General features: G+C 68.8%; 17 protein-coding genes and 1 pseudogene. 8 read left to right on the forward strand and 10 right to left on the reverse strand.

The window, feature by feature from the left end:
• The first annotated feature begins 62 nt into the window (after positions 1 to 62).
• Positions 63 to 896 carry a hypothetical protein gene (locus tag P7A99_RS01715; protein WP_277792218.1) on the forward strand — a complete coding sequence of 278 codons (834 nt, stop codon included), beginning with the start codon at positions 63 to 65 and terminating at the stop codon, positions 894 to 896.
• Positions 897 to 1,043: 147 nt separating this feature from the next.
• Here the strand turns inward: P7A99_RS01715 and P7A99_RS01720 are convergent, their stop codons facing one another.
• Both P7A99_RS01720 and P7A99_RS01725 read right to left on the reverse strand, forming a co-directional pair.
• On the reverse strand, positions 1,044 to 1,415 hold the full coding sequence (locus tag P7A99_RS01720; RefSeq protein ID WP_277792219.1) for a hypothetical protein: 372 nt from the start codon (positions 1,413 to 1,415) through the stop codon (positions 1,044 to 1,046).
• Between the two features lie 38 nt (positions 1,416 to 1,453).
• Positions 1,454 to 2,266, reverse strand: coding sequence for a universal stress protein (locus tag P7A99_RS01725; protein WP_277792220.1), 813 nt, complete (start codon positions 2,264 to 2,266; stop codon positions 1,454 to 1,456).
• A 122-nt stretch (positions 2,267 to 2,388) separates the two neighbouring features.
• Between P7A99_RS01725 and P7A99_RS01730 the strand changes: the two genes are divergently transcribed.
• Together P7A99_RS01730 and P7A99_RS01735 are read left to right on the forward strand one after the other, a co-directional pair.
• On the forward strand, positions 2,389 to 3,030 hold the full coding sequence (locus P7A99_RS01730; RefSeq protein ID WP_277792221.1) for an HD family hydrolase: 642 nt from the start codon (positions 2,389 to 2,391) through the stop codon (positions 3,028 to 3,030).
• Positions 2,996 to 4,025 (forward strand): annotated as a pseudogene (locus tag P7A99_RS01735) (NUDIX hydrolase); the annotation flags it as partial. The gene P7A99_RS01730 and the pseudogene P7A99_RS01735, both read left to right, overlap by 35 nt.
• A gap of 173 nt (positions 4,026 to 4,198) precedes the next feature.
• Here the strand turns inward: P7A99_RS01735 and glyS are convergent.
• The 4 genes from glyS to P7A99_RS01755 all read right to left on the reverse strand — a co-directional run bounded on the left by glyS (position 4,199) and on the right by P7A99_RS01755 (position 8,836).
• On the reverse strand, positions 4,199 to 6,376 hold the full coding sequence (gene glyS / locus P7A99_RS01740) for a glycine--tRNA ligase subunit beta (protein WP_277792222.1): 2,178 nt from the start codon (positions 6,374 to 6,376) through the stop codon (positions 4,199 to 4,201).
• Positions 6,377 to 6,381: 5 nt separating this feature from the next.
• The gene (locus tag P7A99_RS01745) at positions 6,382 to 7,278 is read right to left on the reverse strand and encodes a glycine--tRNA ligase subunit alpha (RefSeq protein WP_277792223.1); all 897 of its coding nucleotides are present in this window, start codon (positions 7,276 to 7,278) and stop codon (positions 6,382 to 6,384) included.
• 86 nt (positions 7,279 to 7,364) lie between these two features.
• Positions 7,365 to 8,390 (reverse strand): fasciclin domain-containing protein, encoded by a 1,026-nt coding sequence (locus P7A99_RS01750; RefSeq protein ID WP_277792224.1) that lies wholly within the window; start codon positions 8,388 to 8,390, stop codon positions 7,365 to 7,367.
• 95 nt (positions 8,391 to 8,485) lie between these two features.
• Positions 8,486 to 8,836: a DMT family protein gene (locus tag P7A99_RS01755; protein ID WP_277792225.1), complete on the reverse strand. Its 351-nt coding sequence runs from the start codon at positions 8,834 to 8,836 to the stop codon at positions 8,486 to 8,488.
• Positions 8,837 to 9,151: 315 nt separating this feature from the next.
• Here P7A99_RS01755 and P7A99_RS01760 point away from each other — a divergent pair, with 315 nt between their 5' ends.
• The 3 genes from P7A99_RS01760 to P7A99_RS01770 all read left to right on the forward strand — a co-directional run bounded on the left by P7A99_RS01760 (position 9,152) and on the right by P7A99_RS01770 (position 11,566).
• A complete protein-coding gene (locus P7A99_RS01760) occupies positions 9,152 to 9,490 on the forward strand; it encodes a P-II family nitrogen regulator (protein ID WP_035046383.1) in 339 nt (112 codons plus the stop codon).
• Between the two features lie 28 nt (positions 9,491 to 9,518).
• Entirely contained in the window at positions 9,519 to 11,045 is a 1,527-nt protein-coding gene (locus P7A99_RS01765) for an ammonium transporter (RefSeq protein WP_277792226.1), read from the forward strand.
• Positions 11,046 to 11,152: 107 nt separating this feature from the next.
• On the forward strand, positions 11,153 to 11,566 hold the full coding sequence (locus P7A99_RS01770) for a DUF4279 domain-containing protein (RefSeq protein WP_277792227.1): 414 nt from the start codon (positions 11,153 to 11,155) through the stop codon (positions 11,564 to 11,566).
• A gap of 9 nt (positions 11,567 to 11,575) precedes the next feature.
• Here P7A99_RS01770 and P7A99_RS01775 read toward each other — a convergent pair whose 3' ends face one another.
• The 4 genes from P7A99_RS01775 to P7A99_RS01790 all read right to left on the reverse strand — a co-directional run bounded on the left by P7A99_RS01775 (position 11,576) and on the right by P7A99_RS01790 (position 16,891).
• On the reverse strand, positions 11,576 to 12,220 hold the full coding sequence (locus P7A99_RS01775) for a peptidylprolyl isomerase (protein WP_277792228.1): 645 nt from the start codon (positions 12,218 to 12,220) through the stop codon (positions 11,576 to 11,578).
• Between the two features lie 157 nt (positions 12,221 to 12,377).
• Complete coding sequence (locus tag P7A99_RS01780; protein ID WP_277792229.1) at positions 12,378 to 13,259, reverse strand: 4-(cytidine 5'-diphospho)-2-C-methyl-D-erythritol kinase; 882 nt, start codon at positions 13,257 to 13,259, stop codon at positions 12,378 to 12,380.
• A gap of 34 nt (positions 13,260 to 13,293) precedes the next feature.
• Positions 13,294 to 15,033 (reverse strand): tetratricopeptide repeat protein, encoded by a 1,740-nt coding sequence (locus P7A99_RS01785; protein WP_277792230.1) that lies wholly within the window; start codon positions 15,031 to 15,033, stop codon positions 13,294 to 13,296.
• Between the two features lie 184 nt (positions 15,034 to 15,217).
• Entirely contained in the window at positions 15,218 to 16,891 is a 1,674-nt protein-coding gene (locus P7A99_RS01790; RefSeq protein WP_277792231.1) for an electron transfer flavoprotein-ubiquinone oxidoreductase, read from the reverse strand.
• 166 nt (positions 16,892 to 17,057) lie between these two features.
• On the opposite strand from P7A99_RS01790, the gene P7A99_RS01795 reads away from it, so the two are divergent.
• On the forward strand, positions 17,058 to 17,879 hold the full coding sequence (locus P7A99_RS01795; RefSeq protein WP_277792232.1) for a uracil-DNA glycosylase: 822 nt from the start codon (positions 17,058 to 17,060) through the stop codon (positions 17,877 to 17,879).
• A 176-nt stretch (positions 17,880 to 18,055) separates the two neighbouring features.
• A complete protein-coding gene (locus P7A99_RS01800; RefSeq protein ID WP_277792233.1) occupies positions 18,056 to 19,510 on the forward strand; it encodes a lytic transglycosylase domain-containing protein in 1,455 nt (484 codons plus the stop codon).
• Positions 19,511 to 19,569: the final 59 nt, after the last annotated feature.

Genomic DNA, 19,569 nt, shown 5'->3' on the forward strand with positions numbered 1-19,569 from the left:
TTTCATTGGACGCCGGTCGCCGAGCCGCACACCTTCGCGCCGAACGTGAAGGATATTGCTTGATGCGCCTAATCCTCGTCCTGGCCGCCGGCGCCGCCGCCCTCGCCGCCTGCTCGCCGCCCGCCTCGGTGAAGACCGAGCGGCACGAGCGGGTGATCCACAAGCGCGAGCCGCTGCGCGCCATTGAGCGACTGGACTGTCCCGAACGCCAGGGCAAGCTGACCCGCGTCAGCATCGCGCCGGACGGCAAGTCGTGCGGCTATGCCGGCGACAATGCCGAGGTGACCCTGCGCCTTGTGGCCCTGCAGGGCGACGACGCCGAGACGGCGCTGAACCCGATCGAGACCGACCTCAAGGCGCTGATGCCGCACCTGAAGGCGCCGGCCGCCTCCGGCGCGCCGAAGGGCAAGGAAACCGCGCACATCAAGCTGCCGGGCGTCAGCATCGACGCCCGCGACGAGGGCGCCGATATCCGCATCGGCGGCATGACCATCAACGCCGACGATGGCGAGGCGCAGGTACGCATCACCAAGAACGTCAGCAGCAAGGACGGCGAGCGCACCACCTCGGTCGAGGAGCGCAAGGACGGCGGCCATGAAAGCCGCACCGTCCGCGTCAGCAGCTCCGACGACAAGGACGGCGAGGTCGACATCCGCGCCGACGACCACGGCGCGGTCGTTCGCCATCGCCAGAAGGAAAACGACGGCGTGCGCGCCACCCTCGTCCTGGCCAGCGACAAGGCCCCCGCCGGCTATCATCTGGCCGGCTACGAGGCCCGCGGCCCCAAGGGCGGCCCGCTGGCCGTCGCCATCGTCAGGGCCAAGGATCGCAACTCCGAGGACGGCGACCTCTTCAAGGACATGAAAGCGCTGGTGCGCCACAACGTAGGTGGTTGAGGCCTTGAGATGCTCCCCCTGAAGGGGGAGCTGTCGCGGAGCGACTGAGGGGGAAGTTGCCGCCGCCAGGAGCGAACCAGCCGCATCAAGTACTTCCCCCTCCGGCCCTCTGGGCCACCTCCCCCTTCAGGGGGAGGATTTCGGTTCTTAGATCGGCGTGACTTCCATCACCTTGTAGGTCAGCGGACGGCCGTCCTCGTCGGTGACGGTGACGTACTCGCCGATGGCGAAGCGGTGCTGGCCCAGGCGGTGGACTGGCTCGTCGTCGATCTGGTCTTCCTCGTCGTAGTCGAAGAACCAGCGCTCGCCCCGCCGGGCCAGGCGGCCGTCGGCCGGATCCTCGTCGGGGGCGAACCGGCGCACCGCGCAGTCCTTCTTCGCCTTGGCGTACTCGGCCTCGTCCAGGTGACCGTCGGCCGTCAGCGGCGCGGTCAGGGCATAGCCGCGATGATCGTCGCCGCCGGCGAATTCGGTGCCCGGATTGCGGGCCAGACGCATGACGATGCGCGATAGGGACATGGACTGCCTCCTTCTTCTTGGTCTTGCTGGTTGAACGGTCAGTGCGACAGGAAGAGCGACGGGCCCTCGGCGTTCAGCAGGCTGCGCGTCGTGCCGCCGAAGATGAACTCCTGAAGCCGCGGATGCCCGAAGGCGCCGGCGACCAGGAAATCGGCCCCCTCCGCCCTCGCCGCCTCCAGCAGCAACTTGGCCGCATCGTGCGAACCTTCCAGAACCCGCACCTGGGCCGAGACGCCCCGGGCGGCCAGGAAATCGACCATGCGGGCCAGCTCGAAGCTGCGCGACGAGGCCGCCGGCGCGCCGGCCACCACCACGCGAGAAGCCTTCTGCAACAGCGGCAGGGCCGTGCGCAGGGCGCGGCTGGCCTCCTTGCCGCCGTCCCAGGCCACCAGCGCGGTTCCGCCGACCTTCAGTCCTTCGCGGGCCACGACAACGGGCCGCTGCTCGTCGGCGATCATCTGCTGGAAGGCCTCGGCCAGCGGACCCTTGCCGCGGGCGGCGGCGCTGTCGAACACGATGACGTCCGAAAGCCGGCATTCCATGGCCAGACCCGCCCACACGGGCGATTCCAGCGTTGTCACGCGCGACTTCGAATAACCGACCGCCGCGACCATGGCCTCGACGGCGTGCGCGCCTTCGACGGCGGCTTCCTTCAGGCTCTCCAGGGCGGTGACCTGCACGCCGCCCATGAAGCCCTCGCCCATCCACGGCATCAGGTCGGCCACGTCGGCCGGGGCGTGGACGGCAGCCAGTTCGGCGTCGAAGGCGCCCGCCAGCACGGCGGCGGCCCGCAGCACGCCCTCGTCAGGCCTGGCTCCCGCCAGCGGCGCCATGATCCTTGCCCAGCTCATGATCCATCCTCCATGCGACGCATTTCCAACAAACGCATTTCCACAGGCGTCGGGCCGGGCCATCATTGATCTTCATCAAGCGATGCGGCACTCAAACCACCTTCACCATAAGGAACGATCTCGTGGCCAAAGGGCTGCATAAGAGCCCTCCGAGGGCGTGGCAGCGGATGCTGTCGGGACGCCGGCTGGACCTGCTGGATCCTTCGCCCATGGACATCGAGATAGAGGACATCGCCCACGGCCTGGCGCGCGTCGCCCGCTGGAACGGCCAGACGATCGGCGAGCACGGCTTCTCGGTGGCCCAGCACAGCCTGGTGGTCGAAGAGATCGCCGCCCACATCAAGCCCGACCTGGAGCCGCGCTGGCGGCTGGCCGCCCTGCTGCACGACGCCTCCGAATATGTGATCGGCGACATGATCAGCCCGTTCAAGGCGGCGCTGGGCGTGTCGTATAAGGACTTCGAGGCCCGGCTGGAAGACGCGATCCACATCCGCTTCGGCCTGCCGGTGAAGACCCCGGCCCCGATCAAGAAGCTGATCAAGCAGGCCGACCGCGCCTGCGCCTTCTTCGAGGCCACGCAATTGGCCGGCTTCGAGCACGGCGAATCCCTGTCGATCTTCGGCGCGCCGCCGGCCGGCTACGACCTCACGATCACCCCCCTGCCTCCGTTCGAAGCGCAAGGACGTTACGTCCAGCGCTTCCACGTGCTGTCCAAGGCGGCCGGCTTCGAATCCGCGCCGGGCGAAGCCTTCGAGACCGAATGACGGCTCTGTCCGCAACCTCTTCCGGCATCGTCATCGGCCTGTCGGCTGTGGTCGTGGCCGTGCGCGACGGCGAGGTCGTGGTGCTGACCGTGCGGCCGCACGACGCGGTCACCGACATCGCCTCGCCCCTGCCCGGCCTGCCGTTCGGTCCCTTCGATCCCGAGGGCCACCGCACCTTCGAACTGGCCCTGCGCGCCTTCGTCACCGAGCAGACGCGGTTCCAGCTGGGCTATGTCGAGCAGCTCTACACCTTCGGCGACAAGGGCCGCGACGCCCCCCGGGCCGAGGTCGGCGCCGGCGCGGCTCGCGTCGTCTCGATCGGCTATCTGGGCCTCACGCCCAAGGCCACCGACACGCAAGCCCCCGACACCGCCTGGGCGCCGTGGACGCGGTTCTTCCCCTGGGAAGACTGGCGCGCCGGCCGCCCGGCCCTGCTGGACGAGGCCATCGCCCCGGCCCTGCGCCGCTGGGCCGGCGACGACGCCGACCGCCTGTCCCGCGCCCGCCTGGCCTTCGCCCTCGACGGCGCCCCCTGGAACGAGGAGCGGGTGCTGGAGCGCTACGAGCTGCTCTACGAAGCCGGCTTGGCGCCCGAAGCCGCCCGCGACCGCGCCCGCGCCGACGGCCACGACCCCGCCGAACCCGTCGCCCTGTCGGCCGCCCTGGGCGAGCCGATGATCTCCGACCACCGGCGGATCCTGGCCACGGGGCTTTCGCGCCTGCGCGGCAAGATCAAGTACCGCCCGGTGGCTTTCGAACTGATGCCCGCCGAGTTCACGCTGTCGGCTCTGCAGCGCACGGTCGAGGCCATCGCCGGCGTGCCGCTGCACAAGCAGAACTTCCGCCGCGTGGTCGAGCGCGAGGACCTGGTCGAGGGCCTGGGCCGCCTCGATAGCGAAACCGGCGGCCGCCCGGCCGAGCTGTTCCGCTTCCGGCGAGAGATCCTGGGCGCGCGCCAGGCCGGCGGGCTTTCGCTGCCGCTGCTCAGAGAATAACCCCTCTCCCCTTGCGGGAGAGGGTGGCCCCGCCGAGCGGGGTCGGGTGAGGGGTCGCACGAACGAAAACGCCGCGAAGGCTGTGCGGCCCGCGCGGCGTTTCATGTCTGAGAGACCCCTCATCCGTCGGCTGCCGCCGACACCTTCTCCCGCAAGGGGAGAAGGATGATGGATCAGCCCGCCACCAACCCGAAATCCGCCACCAGGCCCATCGCCGCGCGGACGGCGGCCAGGGTCTTGAGGCGGTTGTCGCGGTGCTCGGGGTCGTTGACGAAGACGCCGTCGAGATAGGCGTCCACCGGACCGCGCAGCTCGGCCAGCTGGGCCATGGCGCCGGTGAAGTCCTCCTTGGCCAGGGCGTCCTTCAGCGGGCGATCCAGCAGGCGCAGGGCCTGGTAGAGACCCACCTCGGCGGCGCTGTCGGCGGCCGGCTCCTCAGGCGTGCCTTCCGGCAACGGGCCCTTCTTCTCCTCGGCCTTGAGGATGTTGGAGGCGCGCTTGTAGCCGGCCAGCAGGTTCTTGCCGTCGTCGGTCTTCAGGAAGCCGTCCAGGGCCTCGACCCGCGCGACGATCCGCGCCAGGTCGTCGTCACCCAGGGCGAACACCGCGTCGACCAGATCGTGGCGCTTGCCCTGGTCCTTCAACGTCACCTTCAGGCGATCGGCGAAGAAGGCAACCAAGTCGAGAGCAACGCGCGAAGCCCAAGCCTCGCTATCTGCTCCCGTAGCTTCTTCGAACTTCTGCTGAATGAACCGGTCAATGAACTCATCTCTCACCGAGAGAGGAATTTGAGTGACGCCGGAAATCTTAGCCTCGGCGTTCCGAACGCTCTCGAAGTCGATCGCCACCCGAATACGCGCCAATGGTTTGGCAATGATCAGGAACAGTGAACTCGGGAAGCCATTTTCCAAGATCGTTCGGATCACGCCCAGCGCGGCCCGGCGTAGCGCGTAAGGATCTTTTGACCCCGTCGGCTTTTCATCAATGCCGAAGAACCCAAGAAGAGTATCGAGCTTGTCGGCCAGGGCCACGGCCACGCTGACCGGCGCGGTCGGAACAGCGTCGGACGGGCCTTGCGGCTTGTAGTGACCTTCGATCGCGGCGGCGACCTCGGCGTCGAGACCGAAGTGGCGGGCGTAGTAGCCGCCCATGATCCCTTGCAGCTCGGGGAACTCGCCGACCATCTGCGAGGTCAGGTCGCCCTTGGCCAGGCGCGCGGCCTCCTTGGCCTTGTCGACGTCAGCGCCGACCAGGGGCGCGATCTCGCCGGCCAGGGCGACGATGCGCTCGACGCGCTGGGCCATGGTGCCGAGCTTGGCGTGGAAGGTCACGCCGTCCAGCTTGGCCAGCCACGGCTCGAAGCCGGTCTTGACGTCCTCGTCCCAGAAGAACCGGGCGTCGGCCAGGCGCGACGACAGCACCTTGGCGTTGCCTGCGGCGATCACCTTGCCGCCGTCCTTGGCCTCGATATTGGCCACGGTGATGAAGTGCGGGGCGAGGCCCGCCTGACCCGGCTTGCGCACGGCGAAGTACTTCTGGTGGGTGCGCATCGAGGTACGGATCACCTCGGGCGGCAGGTCGAGGAACGACGGATCCATGTCGCCCAGCACCGGCGTCGGCCATTCGGCAAGGCCGGCGACTTCCTCGAGCAGGCCGATGTCCTCGACCAGCTCCAGATGACGCGCGAAGCACAGGGTCTTGCAGCCCTCGAGGATGCGCGCCTTGCGCTCCTCGACGTCGAGCACGACGTAGTGCGCCTCAAGGCCGGCGACATACTCGTCGAAGTCCTTGGCGACGAGGGGTTTCGCGTCGCCCATGAAGCGGTGGCCTTCGGTGACGTCGCCGCTGACGATGCCGTCGATCTCGAACGGCACGACTTCACGGTCGAGCACGCAGAGAATGCGCTTGAGCGGACGCACCCAGCGCAGCTTGCCCGTGCCCCAGGTCATCGACTTGGGCCAGGCGAAGCCGCGGACGATGGCTTCAACCATCTCGGCGATGATTTCGGCGGTCGGGCGGCCCTTCTTCTCGACGAAGGCCATCCAGACGCCGTTCTGCTCGACCAGCTGGTCCTGCGTCAGGCCGGCCTTGCGCAGGAAGCCGTCCATGGCCTGCTGCGGGGCGCCGACGCGGGGGCCCTTCAGCTCTTCCTTGCGGTCGGCCTGGGCCAGCGGCAGGCCTTCGGCCACCAGGGTCAGGCGGCGCGGGCCGGCGAAGGTCTTCAGGGCCTCGGGCAGGAAGCCGGCGGCGGCCAGGTGTTCGCGCGCCATGCGTTCCAGGTCCTTGGCGGCCTGGCCCTGCATGCGGGCGGGGATCTCTTCGGAGAACAGTTCGAGAAGCAGTTGGGGCATCGGAGTTACGCGGCTTCCTGCAGCTCGACCCACTTCTGAGCGCACATCTTACAGAGGTCGCGGATGCGGCCGATGTAGGAGGCGCGCTCGGCGACGGCGATCGCGCCGCGGGCGTTCATCAGGTTGAAGAGGTGGCTGGCCTTGAGGACCATGTCGTAGGCGGGCAGGACGAGCGTCTCGTTCTTGTACGAGCGGGCCAGCATCAGCGGCACCTGCTCTTCCATCTGCTCGAACTGCTGCTTCAGCACGGCCACGTCATAGCCGTGGAAGTTGGCTTCCGACTGCTGGCGCTCGTTGGCCAGGAAGACGTCGCCATAGGTCAGCGCGCCCAGCGGCGAGTCGGGATCGTTGAACGGCAGGTCGTAGACGTTGTCGACGCCGAACACGTACATGGCCAGGCGTTCCAGGCCGTAGGTCAGCTCGCCCGCCACCGGGTTCACGTCCAGGCCGCCGACCTGCTGGAAGTAGGTGTACTGCGACACTTCCATGCCATCGCACCAGACTTCCCAGCCCAGGCCCCAGGCGCCGACAGTGGGGTTTTCCCAGTCGTCCTCGACGAAGCGGATGTCGTGGGTGCGCAGATCCAGGCCGATGGCCTCAAGCGAGCCGAGGTACAGGTCCTGCATGTTGGCCGGGTTCGGCTTCAGGATCACCTGGTACTGGTAATAGTGCTGGAGGCGGTTGGGGTTCTCGCCATAGCGGCCGTCGCCCGGACGGCGCGAGGGCTGCACATAGGCCGCGTTCCACGGCTTGGGGCCCAACGCCCGCAGCACCGTGGCCGGGTGCAGCGTCCCCGCCCCCACTTCGACGTCGTGCGGCTGCAGGATCACGCAGCCCTTTTCGCTCCAGTAGTTATGGAGCGTCAGGATGAGGCTTTGAAATGATTTGGGGGCGGCGGGCATGACGTCCGAACAGGGGCCTGAAAAAGTCGGCGGACCATAGGGCCCGCCGACTGTCGCTTCAAGCGAAGTGGACGTTGCTTTTGGACTTAGTTGCCCTTGGCGCTCGAACGCTTGCCGGCGTTCGACATGGGCGCGCCGTAGGCCTTGCGATTCTCGGGCGTGTCGGCGACCGGCGGGTTGGAGACGACATTGGCGTCGCCGGCCTTGAGGGTCGCCTGCTGGTCGGGGCTCATCGACGAGGCCGGCAGGGTCGCCGAGGTCGGCGCGGCCGTGCCGGTGTCGGCGGCCGGAGCCGTCGTGGCGGCGGTCGGGTCAGCCGGCGCCGGCGAGGTCGTCGGGTTCATCGCCTGATCGGCGGGGGCGTCGGTCGCCGAGGGCGTGGTCGCCTGGTCCGGAGCCGGAGCTGCGGCCGGCGCGGCCTGGGCGGCGACATCGGCGCCGGCGTCGGTGGCCGCCATGGCGTCGCTGTTGGTCGTGGCCGAGGCCATGCTGGTCGCGGCGTCATCCGTCGCGGCTGCCGCGGCCTGGATCGGAACGTCCTTGGGGATCAGCACCTTGTCGACCACGTGCAGCACGCCGTTGGTGGCCATGACGTCGGCCTGCACGATGTTGGCGCCGTCGACCATGGGGCTGGCGCCGCTGCCGTCCAGCGTCACCGAAGAGCCCTCGACCGTCTTCACCTCGCCCTTAGCGCCGGTGATCTTGGTCGAGTCCACCTTGGTGTTGATCACGTGATAGGTCAGCACCTTCTGCAACTGGGCGGCGTTGGCCGGCTGCATCAGGCGATCCAGTTCGCCGGCCGGCAGGGCCGCGAAGGCCGCGTCGGTGGGGGCGAACACCGTCAGGTTCGGGTTGCTCTTCAGCACGCTGGTCAGGTTGGTGGCGTCCAGGGCCTTGAGGAAGGTCGTGAACTGTCCCGACGCCTGGGCCGTGGCGATCAGATCACCGTTCGGGGTCACCTTGGCGGCCGGGGTCGCCGGAGCCGCGGTCGCGGCGGGCGGCGCAGCGGCCGGCGGCTGGGCCGGAGCCGCCGGATCGGCGGTCTGGGCGATGGCGACGCCCGACAGCAGCGCCATGGCCGCCGCGGCGGAGAGGAAGCGCGTCACATACATGGCCTGGTCCTTTCGCTTGAAACTCAGGCCGGCTTTACGCTCCAGATTGCGACTCCGTTGCAGGCGATCACGGGCTCGTGATCTAGACTTCGCCGTTACTTGAAAAAGAACACCAGCGCAGCTCCGGCGAAGATAAGCAAAAAGCCCAGCATCGTGGTCCAGCGAATGGCTTCTCCGAGATAGAAGTAGGAGAACAAGGTGAAGACGATCAGGGTGATCGCTTCTTGCCCGGTCTTAAGCTGAGCCGTGGAATAGACGCTGTGCCCGATCCGGTTGGCGGGAACCGCCAGCATGTACTCGGGAAGCGCGATCAGCCAACTGCTCAGGATCGCCACCGGCAGCGCCAGCGGCTTGCCCTTCAGGTGGCCGTACCATGCATAGGTCATGAACACGTTCGAGCAGATCAGCAGCGCCCAGGGGGCGATCTTGGCCCACAGGGGCGTCATCGGAGAATCCTTCGGAACGGCGGAAGAGCGGTCATTGTAGACGTTGCGCGACGCCGCACGCCACGGCGCCGCTGGACGACGTAATTGCTGTAGAAGCGCGCAAACTGGGCGACCGATGATACTTTTATAGGCGCCTTGCCTCTTTCCTTTCCAATTGCCTACCCCGCGCGCCCGCTCAAGGAACCGTGGCCGATAGCGTGCGAAGGCCGGGGAAACGACGCGGCCGCATCCGGCGGCGTCGCGGTGATCGAGTGAGCAAATCCGCTCTAGCCATCAACAAGGGGGGTCCGCCCAAGGCGGACCGGAGCAAGCCGGATGAAACTGATCATAGCGGTCGTCAAACCCTTCAAGCTGGACGAGGTCCGCGAGGCGCTGGTCGCCGCCGGCGTCGAAGGCCTGACGGTGTCGGAAGTGAAGGGTTACGGCCGCCAGAAGGGCCAGACCGAAATCTATCGTGGCGCGGAGTACCAAGTGAACTTCGTGCCCAAGGTGAAGCTGGAAGCCGTGGTGGACGATGCGTCCGCGGCCAAGGCGGTCGAAGCGGTCAAGGCCGCTGCGGCCACGGGCAAGATCGGCGACGGCAAGATCTTCGTCCTCAATGTCGAAGAAGCCGTGCGCATCCGGACGGGCGAAACCGGCCCGGCCGCTCTGTAACGATCGTCGGGGAAAGGGGATACCAACGATGAAATTGACCTTTAAGCCGCTGGCCGGGCTGATGCTCGCCGCGACGCTGGCGGGGGCGCCGCTCGGCGCGACCGCCTTCGCCCAGGAGGCCGCTCCGGCCGCCGCCGCCGCGCCCGCCGAGGCCGCGCCTGCGCCCGCCGCTGCTCCGGCCGCTGCTCCGGCTCCCGCCGCCGCTCCGACCATCGTCGACAAGCAGGACAAGGGCGACAACGCCTGGATGCTGACCTCGACCCTGCTGGTCCTGCTGATGATCCTGCCGGGCCTGGCCCTGTTCTACGGCGGCCTGGTCCGCTCCAAGAACATGCTGTCGGTCATGATGCAGGTCTCGACCGTCGCCCTGATCAGCTTCGTGACCTGGGTGCTGTGGGGCTACAGCCTGGCCTTCACCGACGGCGGCAGCTGGGACAGCTTCGTTGGGGGCCTCGGCCGCCTGTTCCTCAAGGACGTGACCACCTCGACGAACGCCGCGACGTTCTCGACCGGCGTCGTGATCCCGGAACTGACCTTCGTGGCCTTCCAGTCGACCTTCGCCGCCATCACCGCGGCCCTGGTGGTCGGCTCGCTGGTCGAGCGCATGAAGTTCGCCGCGATCGTCGCCTTCGCCTTCCTGTGGCCGCTGCTGTCGTACTACCCGATGGCCCACATGGTCTGGTGGTGGCCAGGCCCTGACGCCATCGCCCTGGATCCGACCGCGCCCGTCAAGGCCGGCCTGATCTGGAGCTTCGGCGCCCTCGACTTCGCCGGCGGCACCGTGGTGCACATCAACGCCGGTATCGCCGCCCTGGTCGGTGCCATCATCCTCGGCAAGCGCCAGGGCTACGGCAAGGAACCGATGCCTCCGCACTCGCTGACCCTGACCCTGGTGGGCGCCGGCCTGCTGTGGGTGGGCTGGTTCGGCTTCAACGCCGGTTCGAACCTGGAGTCGAACGCCTACGCCTCGCTGGCGATGGTCAACACCTTCGTGGCCACCGCCGCCGCCGGTCTGTCGTGGATCATCGTCGAGTGGATCACGCGCAAGAAGCCGTCGGCCCTGGGCCTGGCTTCGGGCATCGTGGCCGGCCTCGTGGCCATCACCCCGGCCGCCGGCTTCGCCGGCCCGATGGGCTCGGTGCTCCTGGGCCTGGTCGTCTCGCCGATCTGCATCGTCTTCTGCTCGACCATCAAGAACGCGCTGAAGTACGACGACAGCCTCGACGCCTTCGGCATCCACGGCATCGGCGGCATCGTCGGCGCCATCGGCACCGGCCTGGTCGTCAACCCCGCCTGGGGCGGCGCCGGCGTCGTCGACTACACCTCGTGCGCCAAGGACGGCGACATCTCGACCTGCGACACGGCGACCTACGACCTGGTCACCCAGGTCATCGCTCAGCTGAAGGGCGTCGGCGTCACCATCGTGTGGTCGGCCATCGCCTCGGCCATCGTCTTCTTCATCATCAAGCTGGTGATCGGCCTGCGCGCCTCGCCGGACTCCGAAGAAGAAGGCCTGGACATCTCCGAACACGGGGAACGCGCCTACCACAGCTGAGCCTCCGGGCTCCGCTGAAGGCGGTCCAAAAGAAGGGCGCGGAAGCTTCGGCCTCCGCGCCCTTTTTCTTTGCCCGATCCTGCGAAGATCGATGTTAGGCAGGTCGCGTGAGCCAACTCCACCAAACCGCCGCCACGCTCCGGTTCTTCGGCGAAGACCTGGATCCCGACGAGATCACCATCCTTCTGAAAGGGCCGCCCACGCAGTCCTGCCGCAAGGGCGACGAGCGGCCGCTGCACGGCGGCGGAACCGCGCGCGAACGGAGAGGCTCCTGGAGACGAACCGTCGACCGCCGCTCGCCCGGCGATCTCGACGCGCAGATCGAGGAACTGCTCGCCGACCTCACCCAGGACATGACGGTCTGGAAGGCGCTGTCCGACCGTTATCAGGCCGACATGTTCTGCGGACTGTTCCTGCGCGAAGGCGCCGAGGGCCTGGCTCTGGCTCCGGCGACCCTGCTGACGCTGGGGCTGCGCGGCCTGAAGCTCGACCTCGACATCTACGGCCCCGAGGCTAGCTGACGCCGGGCTTTAAGGAACCCGCCGCGCCGAGAGGATCTTCAGCGGCGGGTCGATGATCTGGCCGGTCATCACCGGGTTGATCGCCTTTCCCGGCGTGGGCAGGGCCAGGATCTTCTGGGCCACGTCCATGCCCTCGACCACCGTGCCGAAGGCCGCGAAGCCCTGGTTGTCGCCCGTGGCGGCCGGATTGGCGTCCAGGCCCGGGGCGTCGCCGATCAGGATGAAGAAGTCCGAGGTCGCCGTGCCTGGCGCGTTGCGGGCGATCGAGACCGTGCCCGACACGTGCTTGAGGCCTGTCTTGGTGGTCGGCTCGTGGGCGATCGGCGCCAGCACCCGTTTGGGATCGCCCTGCACCCCGCCCTGGATCAGGCCGTACTCCGGCGCCCCCGGCGCCCGCGAGGCCCGGAAGAAGGTCGCGCCGTCATAGCGCTTCTGGTCGACGTAGCGCAGGAAGTTGGCCGTGGTGATCGGCGCTTCCTTGGTATGCAGCTCGATGACGATCCTGCCGAGCGGCGTCTCCACCGCCACGCGCGTCGGCGGCTTGGGCGCGGGCGCAGGCGAAGCAGCCGGCTGAGGCGCAGGAGTTGCTTCCTGGGCATGCGCCGAAGTGGCGGCGGCCGCGGCGGCGGCGGCGATGAACAGGCGGCGGTCCATGCGAGGGCTCCCTGAAACTCGAATGATCTTGGCCCGAAAACCCCGCCCTTCGACAAGCTCAGGGTGAGGTTTTCCACTGGACGGCCCTTAAGCGCCCTTGAGCGGCATGCCTTGATCCTCATCCTGAGCTTGTCGAAGGACGAGGAGCACGCAAGGCCTAGAACGGCCCGCCCAGGCGGCAGCGGCGCACCCACCAGTCCGGCCGCATCGTCTCGATGCGCTCGGCCAGCCCCTCGGCCTCGATGTCGCTGGCGCACAGCGCGAAACAGGTCGCGCCCGAGCCCGACATCCGCGCCAGCAGCGCCTCGGGCTCGCCGGCCAGCAGCTCCAGCACCTCGCCGATGCGCGGCTCCAGGGCCACGGCCGGGGCCTGCAGGTCGTTGCGGGTCACCGCCGACAGCCAGGCGCACACCTCCTCGATGCTCTCGAAAGCGTCGGGCGTAGGCGGCGGCGCCTCGCCGCGCGGATCGACGGCCGCGTCATAGGCGCGATAGACCGCCCCCGTCGGCGACGGGACCAGCGGATTGACCAGAACCGCGTGCAACTGCGGCAGCGCAGGCGCCGGCGACAGCCGCTCTCCCCTGCCCTGCGCCAGCACCGGCGCGCCCCACAGGCACGGCACACCGTCCGCCCCCTGGGCGCCGGCGACGGCTTCCAGCTCGGCGTCCGACAGCGAATAGCCCAGCGCTTCCCGAAGCAGCCGCAGCGCCGCCCCCGCGTCGCTGGAGCCCCCGCCCAGGCCGGCGGCGATCGGCAGGGCCTTGTCGAGGATCATGCGCACCGGCGGCGCCGGACCGCCGACGGCCGCGTGCAGCCCCATGGCCGCGCGAACCACCAGATTGCTGTCGTCGACCGGAATGTCGCGCCCGAACCGGCCGGTGGTCTCGAAGCTCGGCGCGTCGGCCGGCTGGATCGAGACCGTGTCGCCGACGTCGGCGAACACCATCAGGCTCGACAGCGGATGATAGCCCTCGACGTCGGGACCGCCGACGTGCAGGAACAGATTGACCTTGGCCGGGGCGAAGGCGGAACGGCGCATCGACGGTTACCTGGAAAGCTTGAGCGAGCTAGACCTACAGCGCGTTGGCGCCGTTGGCCACGGCCGGCGCCTTGGCCGGCCCCTTGCTGCCAAGGCCGTCCTTCAGCTTGGCCTCGGCGGCGGCCTTCTGCTCGTCGGTCGGCTCCAGGCTCAGCACGCGCCGCCACTGGAACTGAGCCTCGGTCTTGCGGCCCAGGCGCCAGTAGACGTCGCCCAGGTGGTCGTTGATGTCCGGGTCGCCGGGCTCGAACTCGATGGCCTGTTCCAGCATCTCGACGGCGGCCTTGTCGTCGCCCAGGCGGTGATAGGCCCAGCCCAGGGAATCGAGCATGGCGCCCGACTGCGGATTGGCCTTCACGGCCTTCTGCACCATCGACAGCGCCTCGGGCAGCCGCTCGTTGCGGTCGATCCACGAGTAGCCGAGATAGTTCAGCAGCTCCGGTTCGTTCGGATTGAGCTCCAGCGCCTGCTGCAGGTCGCGCTCGGCGTCGGGCCAGCGGCCGGCGCGCTCAAGCGACACACCCCGCATGTAGAGCAGGCGCCAGTCGGGCTTGTCCTTCTCGGCCTCGACCAGCGGGTCGATCACCGCCACGGCCTCGGCCCAGCGGTCGTTGGCCCGCAGCAGGTCGGCATAGACCAGCTGGGCCGACCGGCCGGCGTCGGGCGCCTTGGCGGCGGCCTCGGCCACGGCGATGGCCTTGTCCTTGTCGCCGGCGTTCTGCAGCGTCCAGGCGATCTTGCCCTGGGCCGCGGCATAGCGGGCCGAACCGGTCGGGATCTTGGCGTAGGCCGCGCGGGCGCCGTCGACATCGCCGCCCTGGTCGAGCAGGTCGCCGACCATCAGCAGCGCGTCCTCGCGCTTGGGATCCAGGTGCAGGGCCAGGCGCAGATAGGCCAGGGCGAACTGGCTCTGGCGCTCGCTGGTGAACACCGCCGCGCAAGCGACCAGGGCGTTGGCCGCGCCCTGGCGGCCGCTGACCAGCGCTGGCGGCGCCTTGCGGGCGACGGCGCGGGCCCGGGCGTCCAGCAGGGCCGTGTCGCTGGGGGCCTCGGCCAGGATGGAATCATAGAGGGCCACGGCCTCGTCGCGACGCTTGCGGCGCTCGAGGAACGCGCCGTAGTCGAGGGCGAACATCGGCCGGACGGCCGCGACCTCCATCAGCGCCTTGTAGTCGGCTTCAGCCTCGGCGGACTTGCCGGCCCGCTCCAGGATCTCGGCGCGGCCGAGCTGGCCGAAATACTGCACCAGGCGATCGTTGCGCAGCTCAGGGAGCACCTGGGCGGCGGCCGCGTCGCCGGCGGCCTGGGCGGCCCACGGCGTCAGCAGGGCCACCGCCGGGCGGTGCGGGAAGCCGAGCGCTGGATCGGCCAGCAGGGCCTGCGCTTCCTTGCCCTTGCCGCGCGCCAGGGCGTCGACGGCCACGGTCAGCATGCCAAGGCGCCGCACGCCCTCGGTACCGCCCTCGGCGCGCGGCGCCAGCTCAGCCGCGCGCGTGACCTCGCCGGCCAGCAGGGAGGCGGTGAAGGCGCGTTCGCCCAGCAGGCCCGGGTCTTCGCCAAGATTGCGGGCGGCCTGGAAATAGGCGGCGGCCTCGTCGCTGCGGCCGTCCTCCAGCGCGGCCTGGCCGGCCAGGAACTGGCCATAGGCCGAGCGGCCGTTCCACGGCGCGTTGTTCCAGCCCTCCTGCGATCCGCGCAGCGCGGGCTCGGTGGTGGCGCAGGCGGCCAGCACGACGGTGGAAGCCAGGGACAGGAGGACTCGAAGACGCATCATCCCGCCACCCTCTTAGGTTTCAGGGTTTCGGGCAAGTTCAGATCCTCCCCCTGAAGGGGGAGGTGTCGGCGAAGCCGACGGAGGGGGGACGTGGCTGCACAAGAAGCAGCCGCCAGAAAGGCTGAAGGGACTTCCCCCTCCGGCCCTTCGGGCCACCTCCCCCTTCAGGGGGAGGATCGCGGCATCACATGTTCGGATAGTTCGGGCCGCCGCCGCCTTCCGGCGTGGTCCAGACGATGTTCTGCGACGGATCCTTGATGTCGCAGGTTTTGCAGTGGACGCAGTTCTGGGCGTTGATCTGGAACTTCGGATTGGCGCCCTGCTCGTCATACAGCACCTCGTAGACGCCGGCCGGGCAGTAGAGGCGCGCCGGCTCGCCGTACTTGGGCAGGTTGACGTCGATCGGAACCGACGGATCCTTCAGCTTCAGGTGCGCCGGCTGGTCTTCCTCGTGGTTGGTGGCCGACAGGAAGACGCTCGACAGCTTGTCGAAGCTGATCACGCCGTCAGGCTTGGGATAGACGATCGGCTGATAATCCTTGGCCAGGCCCGTCGAGGCCGCGTCGGTCTTGTCGTGCTTCAGCGTGCCGAAGAACGAGAAGCCGCCGAACAGGTGCGTGCACCACATGTCGAACATGCCGAACGCGCCGCCCAGCGCCGTGCCCAGCTTGCCCAGCAGCGGCTTGGCGTTGCGGACGACCTTCAGTTCCTTGGCGACCCACGACTTCTCGAAGACGGCCTCGTACTCGACCAGGGCGTCGCCCTCGCGGCCGGCGGCGATGGCCTTGAACGCCTCTTCGGCGGCCAGCATGCCGGTCTTCATGGCGTTGTGGCTGCCCTTGATGCGCGGCACGTTGACGAAGCCGGCCGAGCAGCCGATCAGCACCCCGCCTGGGAACGACAGCTTCGGGATCGACTGGTAGCCGCCCTCGGTGATGGCCCGCGCGCCGTAGGCGATCCGCTTGCCGCCTTCCAGATAGGGGCGGATCGAAGGGTGCTGCTTGAAGCGCTGGAACTCGTCGAACGGCGACAGCCAGGGGTTCTTGTAGTTCAGGTGCACCACGTAGCCGACCGACACGTAGTTGTCGCCGAAGTGGTACAGGAAGCTGCCGCCGCCCGTCTGGTTGTCCAGGGGCCAGCCGGTGGTGTGCTGCACCAGGCCAGGCTGGTGCTTGTCGGCCGGGATCTGCCACAGCTCCTTGATGCCGATGCCGTACTTCTGCGGCGACTTGCCGGCGCTCAGGTCGAACTTGGCGATCAGTTGCTTGGCCAGCGAGCCGCGCACGCCCTCGGCGATGAACACGTACTTGCCGTGCAGTTCCATCCCCGGCTGGTAGTCGGGCTTCTCGTGGCCGTCCTTGGCGATGCCGACGACGCCGACGACGACGCCCTTCAGCGAGCCATCCTCGCGCCAGACCATGTCCGAGGCGGCGAAGCCCGGATAGATCTCGACGCCCAGTTCCTCGGCCTGGGCCGCCAGCCAGCGGGTGACATTGCCCAGCGAGGCGATGTAGCAGCCGTGGTTGTGCATGAACGGCGGCATGGCGAACATCGGCAGGCCGAGCTCGCCTTGCGGGCCCAGCAGCAGGAACTTGTCCTTGGTGACCGGGGTCTCGAGCGGCGCGCCCTTTTCCTTCCAGTCGGGGATCAGCTCGTTCAGCGCCTTGGGATCGATGACCGCGCCCGAAAGGATGTGGGCGCCGACTTCCGAGCCCTTTTCCACCAGCGCCACGCTGATTTCGGTTCCGGCCTTTTCGGCCATCTGCTTGAGACGGATGGCCGACGCCAGGCCCGCCGGGCCGCCCCCGACGATGACGACGTCGTATTCCATCGACTCGCGTTCGAGGACTTCGCTCATGGCTTCTCCCGCCCCAGGCCCTGCGCGGAGCCTGCCTTCTTCCTGTTTGAGTCGGACTTTATCCGAACGTGACGCCACGGCGGTCAAGGAAAACTGGATAGTTTTTGTTGCACCGCAGCGCGGACATATCGGTGACGCAGCCCATTATACTCGCTAGAGAAACCCCATGAGCCTCGCCGTCGATCCGCGCGCCGTCGAAAGCCTGCTGGCCTTCTGGGCCGATGCGGGGGTCGAGGCCTGCTACGCCGACGAGCCGATCGACCGCCTGGCCGAGGGCGCGGCTCTGCTTAGGGCCCGCAGCCAGCCCCAGCCGGTGGTGGTCGCCGCCCCCCCGCCCCGCCCCGGCGCGTTCGGCGGGATAGACATCGGCGCGGCCGCCGCGCAGGCCAGGCAACTGGCCGCCGCCTGCAACGATCTCGAAAGCCTGGCCGCCGCCATCGCCGCCTTCGACGGCTGCCCGCTGAAGACGCAAGGCGCCAAGCAGGCCGTGTTCTCGCGCGGGCCCGGCGACGCACCGGTCATGGTCATCGGCGAAGGTCCCGGCGCCGAGGAAGACGCCCGCGGCGAGCCCTTCGTCGGCCGCGCCGGCCAGCTTCTCGACCGCATGCTGAAGGCGGCCGGCCTGCAGGAGCGGGCCTTCATCACCAACACCGTCTTCTGGCGCCCGCCCGGCAACCGCACGCCCACGCCCCAGGAGCAGGCCGTCTGCGCCCCGTTCGTCGAGCGAGCGATCGCGCTGATCAAGCCGAAGTTGATCCTGCTGGTCGGCGGCGCCTCCGCAAAGAGCATGTTGAAGCGCGAGGAAGGCATTTTGTCCCTTCGCGGCCGCTGGTTCGAATGGCGTTCCGAGGACGGCGCGATCGAGGTTCCGGCCTTGCCCAGCCTGCATCCGGCGTTCCTGCTGCGCCAGCCGGCGGCCAAGAAGAAGGCCTGGCAGGACCTCCTGATGCTGGCCGAAAGGCTTGATCGACCCGAACGGCCCCATTAAACAAGCCGCTGACCAGTCGGAACGGGGACGCGCGCCGCCTTTTCAAAGGCTTGCGCGGATACGATTTGCAGCTTTTCGCTCGCCCTCTGGCCGTTGTCTCGGCCCTCGCGCTTTGCCTTAACCTTGCTGCGCCCGCAGCAAGGGCCGCGGGGCTGGAACCGCTGTCTGACAGCGACATGCGCTATTATCAGGCGGCGTTCGGCGCCGCCGAGCGCGGCGACTTCGACGCCGCCGAGGCCGCCTTCGCCAACACCCGCAACCGCAGCCTGATCGGCAAGCTGTCGCTGGTGCGGCTGATGCACCCCACTGCCTACACCGCCAGCTATGACGATCTGACCGGCTGGCTGAAGCTCTATGGCGACGAAGCCGGCGCCGACCGCGTCTACGCCCTGGCCATGAAGCGCAAGCCGGCGCGCACCGCCGCGCCCAAGGCGCCCGAACTCTTCGTCGACGTCGCCCAGGGCGGCCGCGCCGCCGGCCCCGCCGACAAGGGCCGCGCCGCCCGCGAGGCCTATTATTCCGGCGACGTGAAGGGCGCGCTGAAGCTGGCCAAGGCCTCGGGCGAGCGCTGGATCGCCGGCCTGGCCTCGTTCCGCCTGGAATCCTACGGCGAGGCCCGCGGCTATTTCGAGCAGGTCGCCCACGACCAGAGCCAGGACGACTGGCTGCGCGCCGCCGGCGCCTTCTGGGCCGCCCGCTCGGCCGGCATGGCCGGTGACAACGACGGCGTGCGCGTGCTGCTGACCCAGGCCGCCCAGGCCCCGCAGACCTTCTACGGCATGATCGCCGGCCGCCAGCTGGCGATGGCGGGTCTGGCCGTCGCCAACGACCCTGACGACCCGATCGCCGCCCTGATCACCCGTGTTTCCTACAGCGGTCCCGATCCGGCCTCGCTGAACAAGCTGCTTGCCGGCGACATCCGCGCCCGCCGCGCCGCATCGCTGGCCCAACTGGGCCGCTGGAACGAGGCCGGCGCCGAGCTGCGGGCCGGCCTGTCCCTGGCCGCCGACGAAAAGGCGCGCGCCGACTGGAGCGCCCTGACCCTCGCCCTCAACGCCCGCGCGCCGTTCAACGCCGGCCGTCCGGTCAAGAAGATCGGCGGCGAGGACTACCCCCTGCCCGACCTCGCGCCCAAGGGCGGCTTCACGATCAACAAGGCCCTGGTCTACGCCCTGGTGCGCCAGGAAAGCCGCTTCGACCCGACCGCCGTTTCCGGCGCCGGGGCCGTGGGCCTGATGCAGCTGATGCCGGTCGCGGCCGCCCGCGCCGCCGGCGACGACAAGCTGCTGGCCGACAACACTCCGTTGTTCGACCCGGCCTTCAACCTGCGGGTCGGCCAGGACTACTTCACCTGGCTGATGGACCGCGGCCTGCAAAGCCCCGACATCCTGCGCGCCGTGGCCGCCTACAACGGCGGCCCGGGCACCCTGCTCAAGGTGCAGCAGCAGTTGGGCGCCGACTGCGACAGCCTGCTGCTGATCGAAAGCCTGCCCGCGCTCGAGACCCGCAACTACGTCGAGAAGGTCATGGCCTCGTACTGGACGTACCGCCGCCTGCTCGGCGCGGAGACCCGCACGCTCGACGCCGTGGCCAGCGGGGCCAAGGTGATCGACTTCCGGCTGGATATGTAGAAGCTCCCTTCTCCCCTTGCGGGAGAAGGTGGCGGCCGGAGGCCGACGGATGAGGGGTC

This window comes from Caulobacter endophyticus, assembly GCF_029543245.1.
GTDB lineage: Bacteria > Pseudomonadota > Alphaproteobacteria > Caulobacterales > Caulobacteraceae > Caulobacter > Caulobacter endophyticus_A.

Coding starts and splice junctions, on each gene's coding strand:
- P7A99_RS01715 (WP_277792218.1), top strand. CDS start 63: ATGCGCCTAATCCTCGTCCTGGCCGCCGGCGCCGCCGCCCTCGCCGCC.
- P7A99_RS01720 (WP_277792219.1), bottom strand. CDS start 1,415: ATGTCCCTATCGCGCATCGTCATGCGTCTGGCCCGCAATCCGGGCACC.
- P7A99_RS01725 (WP_277792220.1), bottom strand. CDS start 2,266: ATGAGCTGGGCAAGGATCATGGCGCCGCTGGCGGGAGCCAGGCCTGAC.
- glyS (WP_277792222.1), bottom strand. CDS start 6,376: ATGCCCCAACTGCTTCTCGAACTGTTCTCCGAAGAGATCCCCGCCCGC.
- P7A99_RS01745 (WP_277792223.1), bottom strand. CDS start 7,278: ATGCCCGCCGCCCCCAAATCATTTCAAAGCCTCATCCTGACGCTCCAT.
- P7A99_RS01750 (WP_277792224.1), bottom strand. CDS start 8,390: ATGTATGTGACGCGCTTCCTCTCCGCCGCGGCGGCCATGGCGCTGCTG.
- P7A99_RS01755 (WP_277792225.1), bottom strand. CDS start 8,836: ATGACGCCCCTGTGGGCCAAGATCGCCCCCTGGGCGCTGCTGATCTGC.
- P7A99_RS01760 (WP_035046383.1), top strand. CDS start 9,152: ATGAAACTGATCATAGCGGTCGTCAAACCCTTCAAGCTGGACGAGGTC.
- P7A99_RS01765 (WP_277792226.1), top strand. CDS start 9,519: ATGAAATTGACCTTTAAGCCGCTGGCCGGGCTGATGCTCGCCGCGACG.
- P7A99_RS01775 (WP_277792228.1), bottom strand. CDS start 12,220: ATGGACCGCCGCCTGTTCATCGCCGCCGCCGCCGCGGCCGCCGCCACT.
- P7A99_RS01780 (WP_277792229.1), bottom strand. CDS start 13,259: ATGCGCCGTTCCGCCTTCGCCCCGGCCAAGGTCAATCTGTTCCTGCAC.
- P7A99_RS01785 (WP_277792230.1), bottom strand. CDS start 15,033: ATGATGCGTCTTCGAGTCCTCCTGTCCCTGGCTTCCACCGTCGTGCTG.
- P7A99_RS01790 (WP_277792231.1), bottom strand. CDS start 16,891: ATGAGCGAAGTCCTCGAACGCGAGTCGATGGAATACGACGTCGTCATC.
- P7A99_RS01795 (WP_277792232.1), top strand. CDS start 17,058: ATGAGCCTCGCCGTCGATCCGCGCGCCGTCGAAAGCCTGCTGGCCTTC.
- P7A99_RS01800 (WP_277792233.1), top strand. CDS start 18,056: ATGCGCTATTATCAGGCGGCGTTCGGCGCCGCCGAGCGCGGCGACTTC.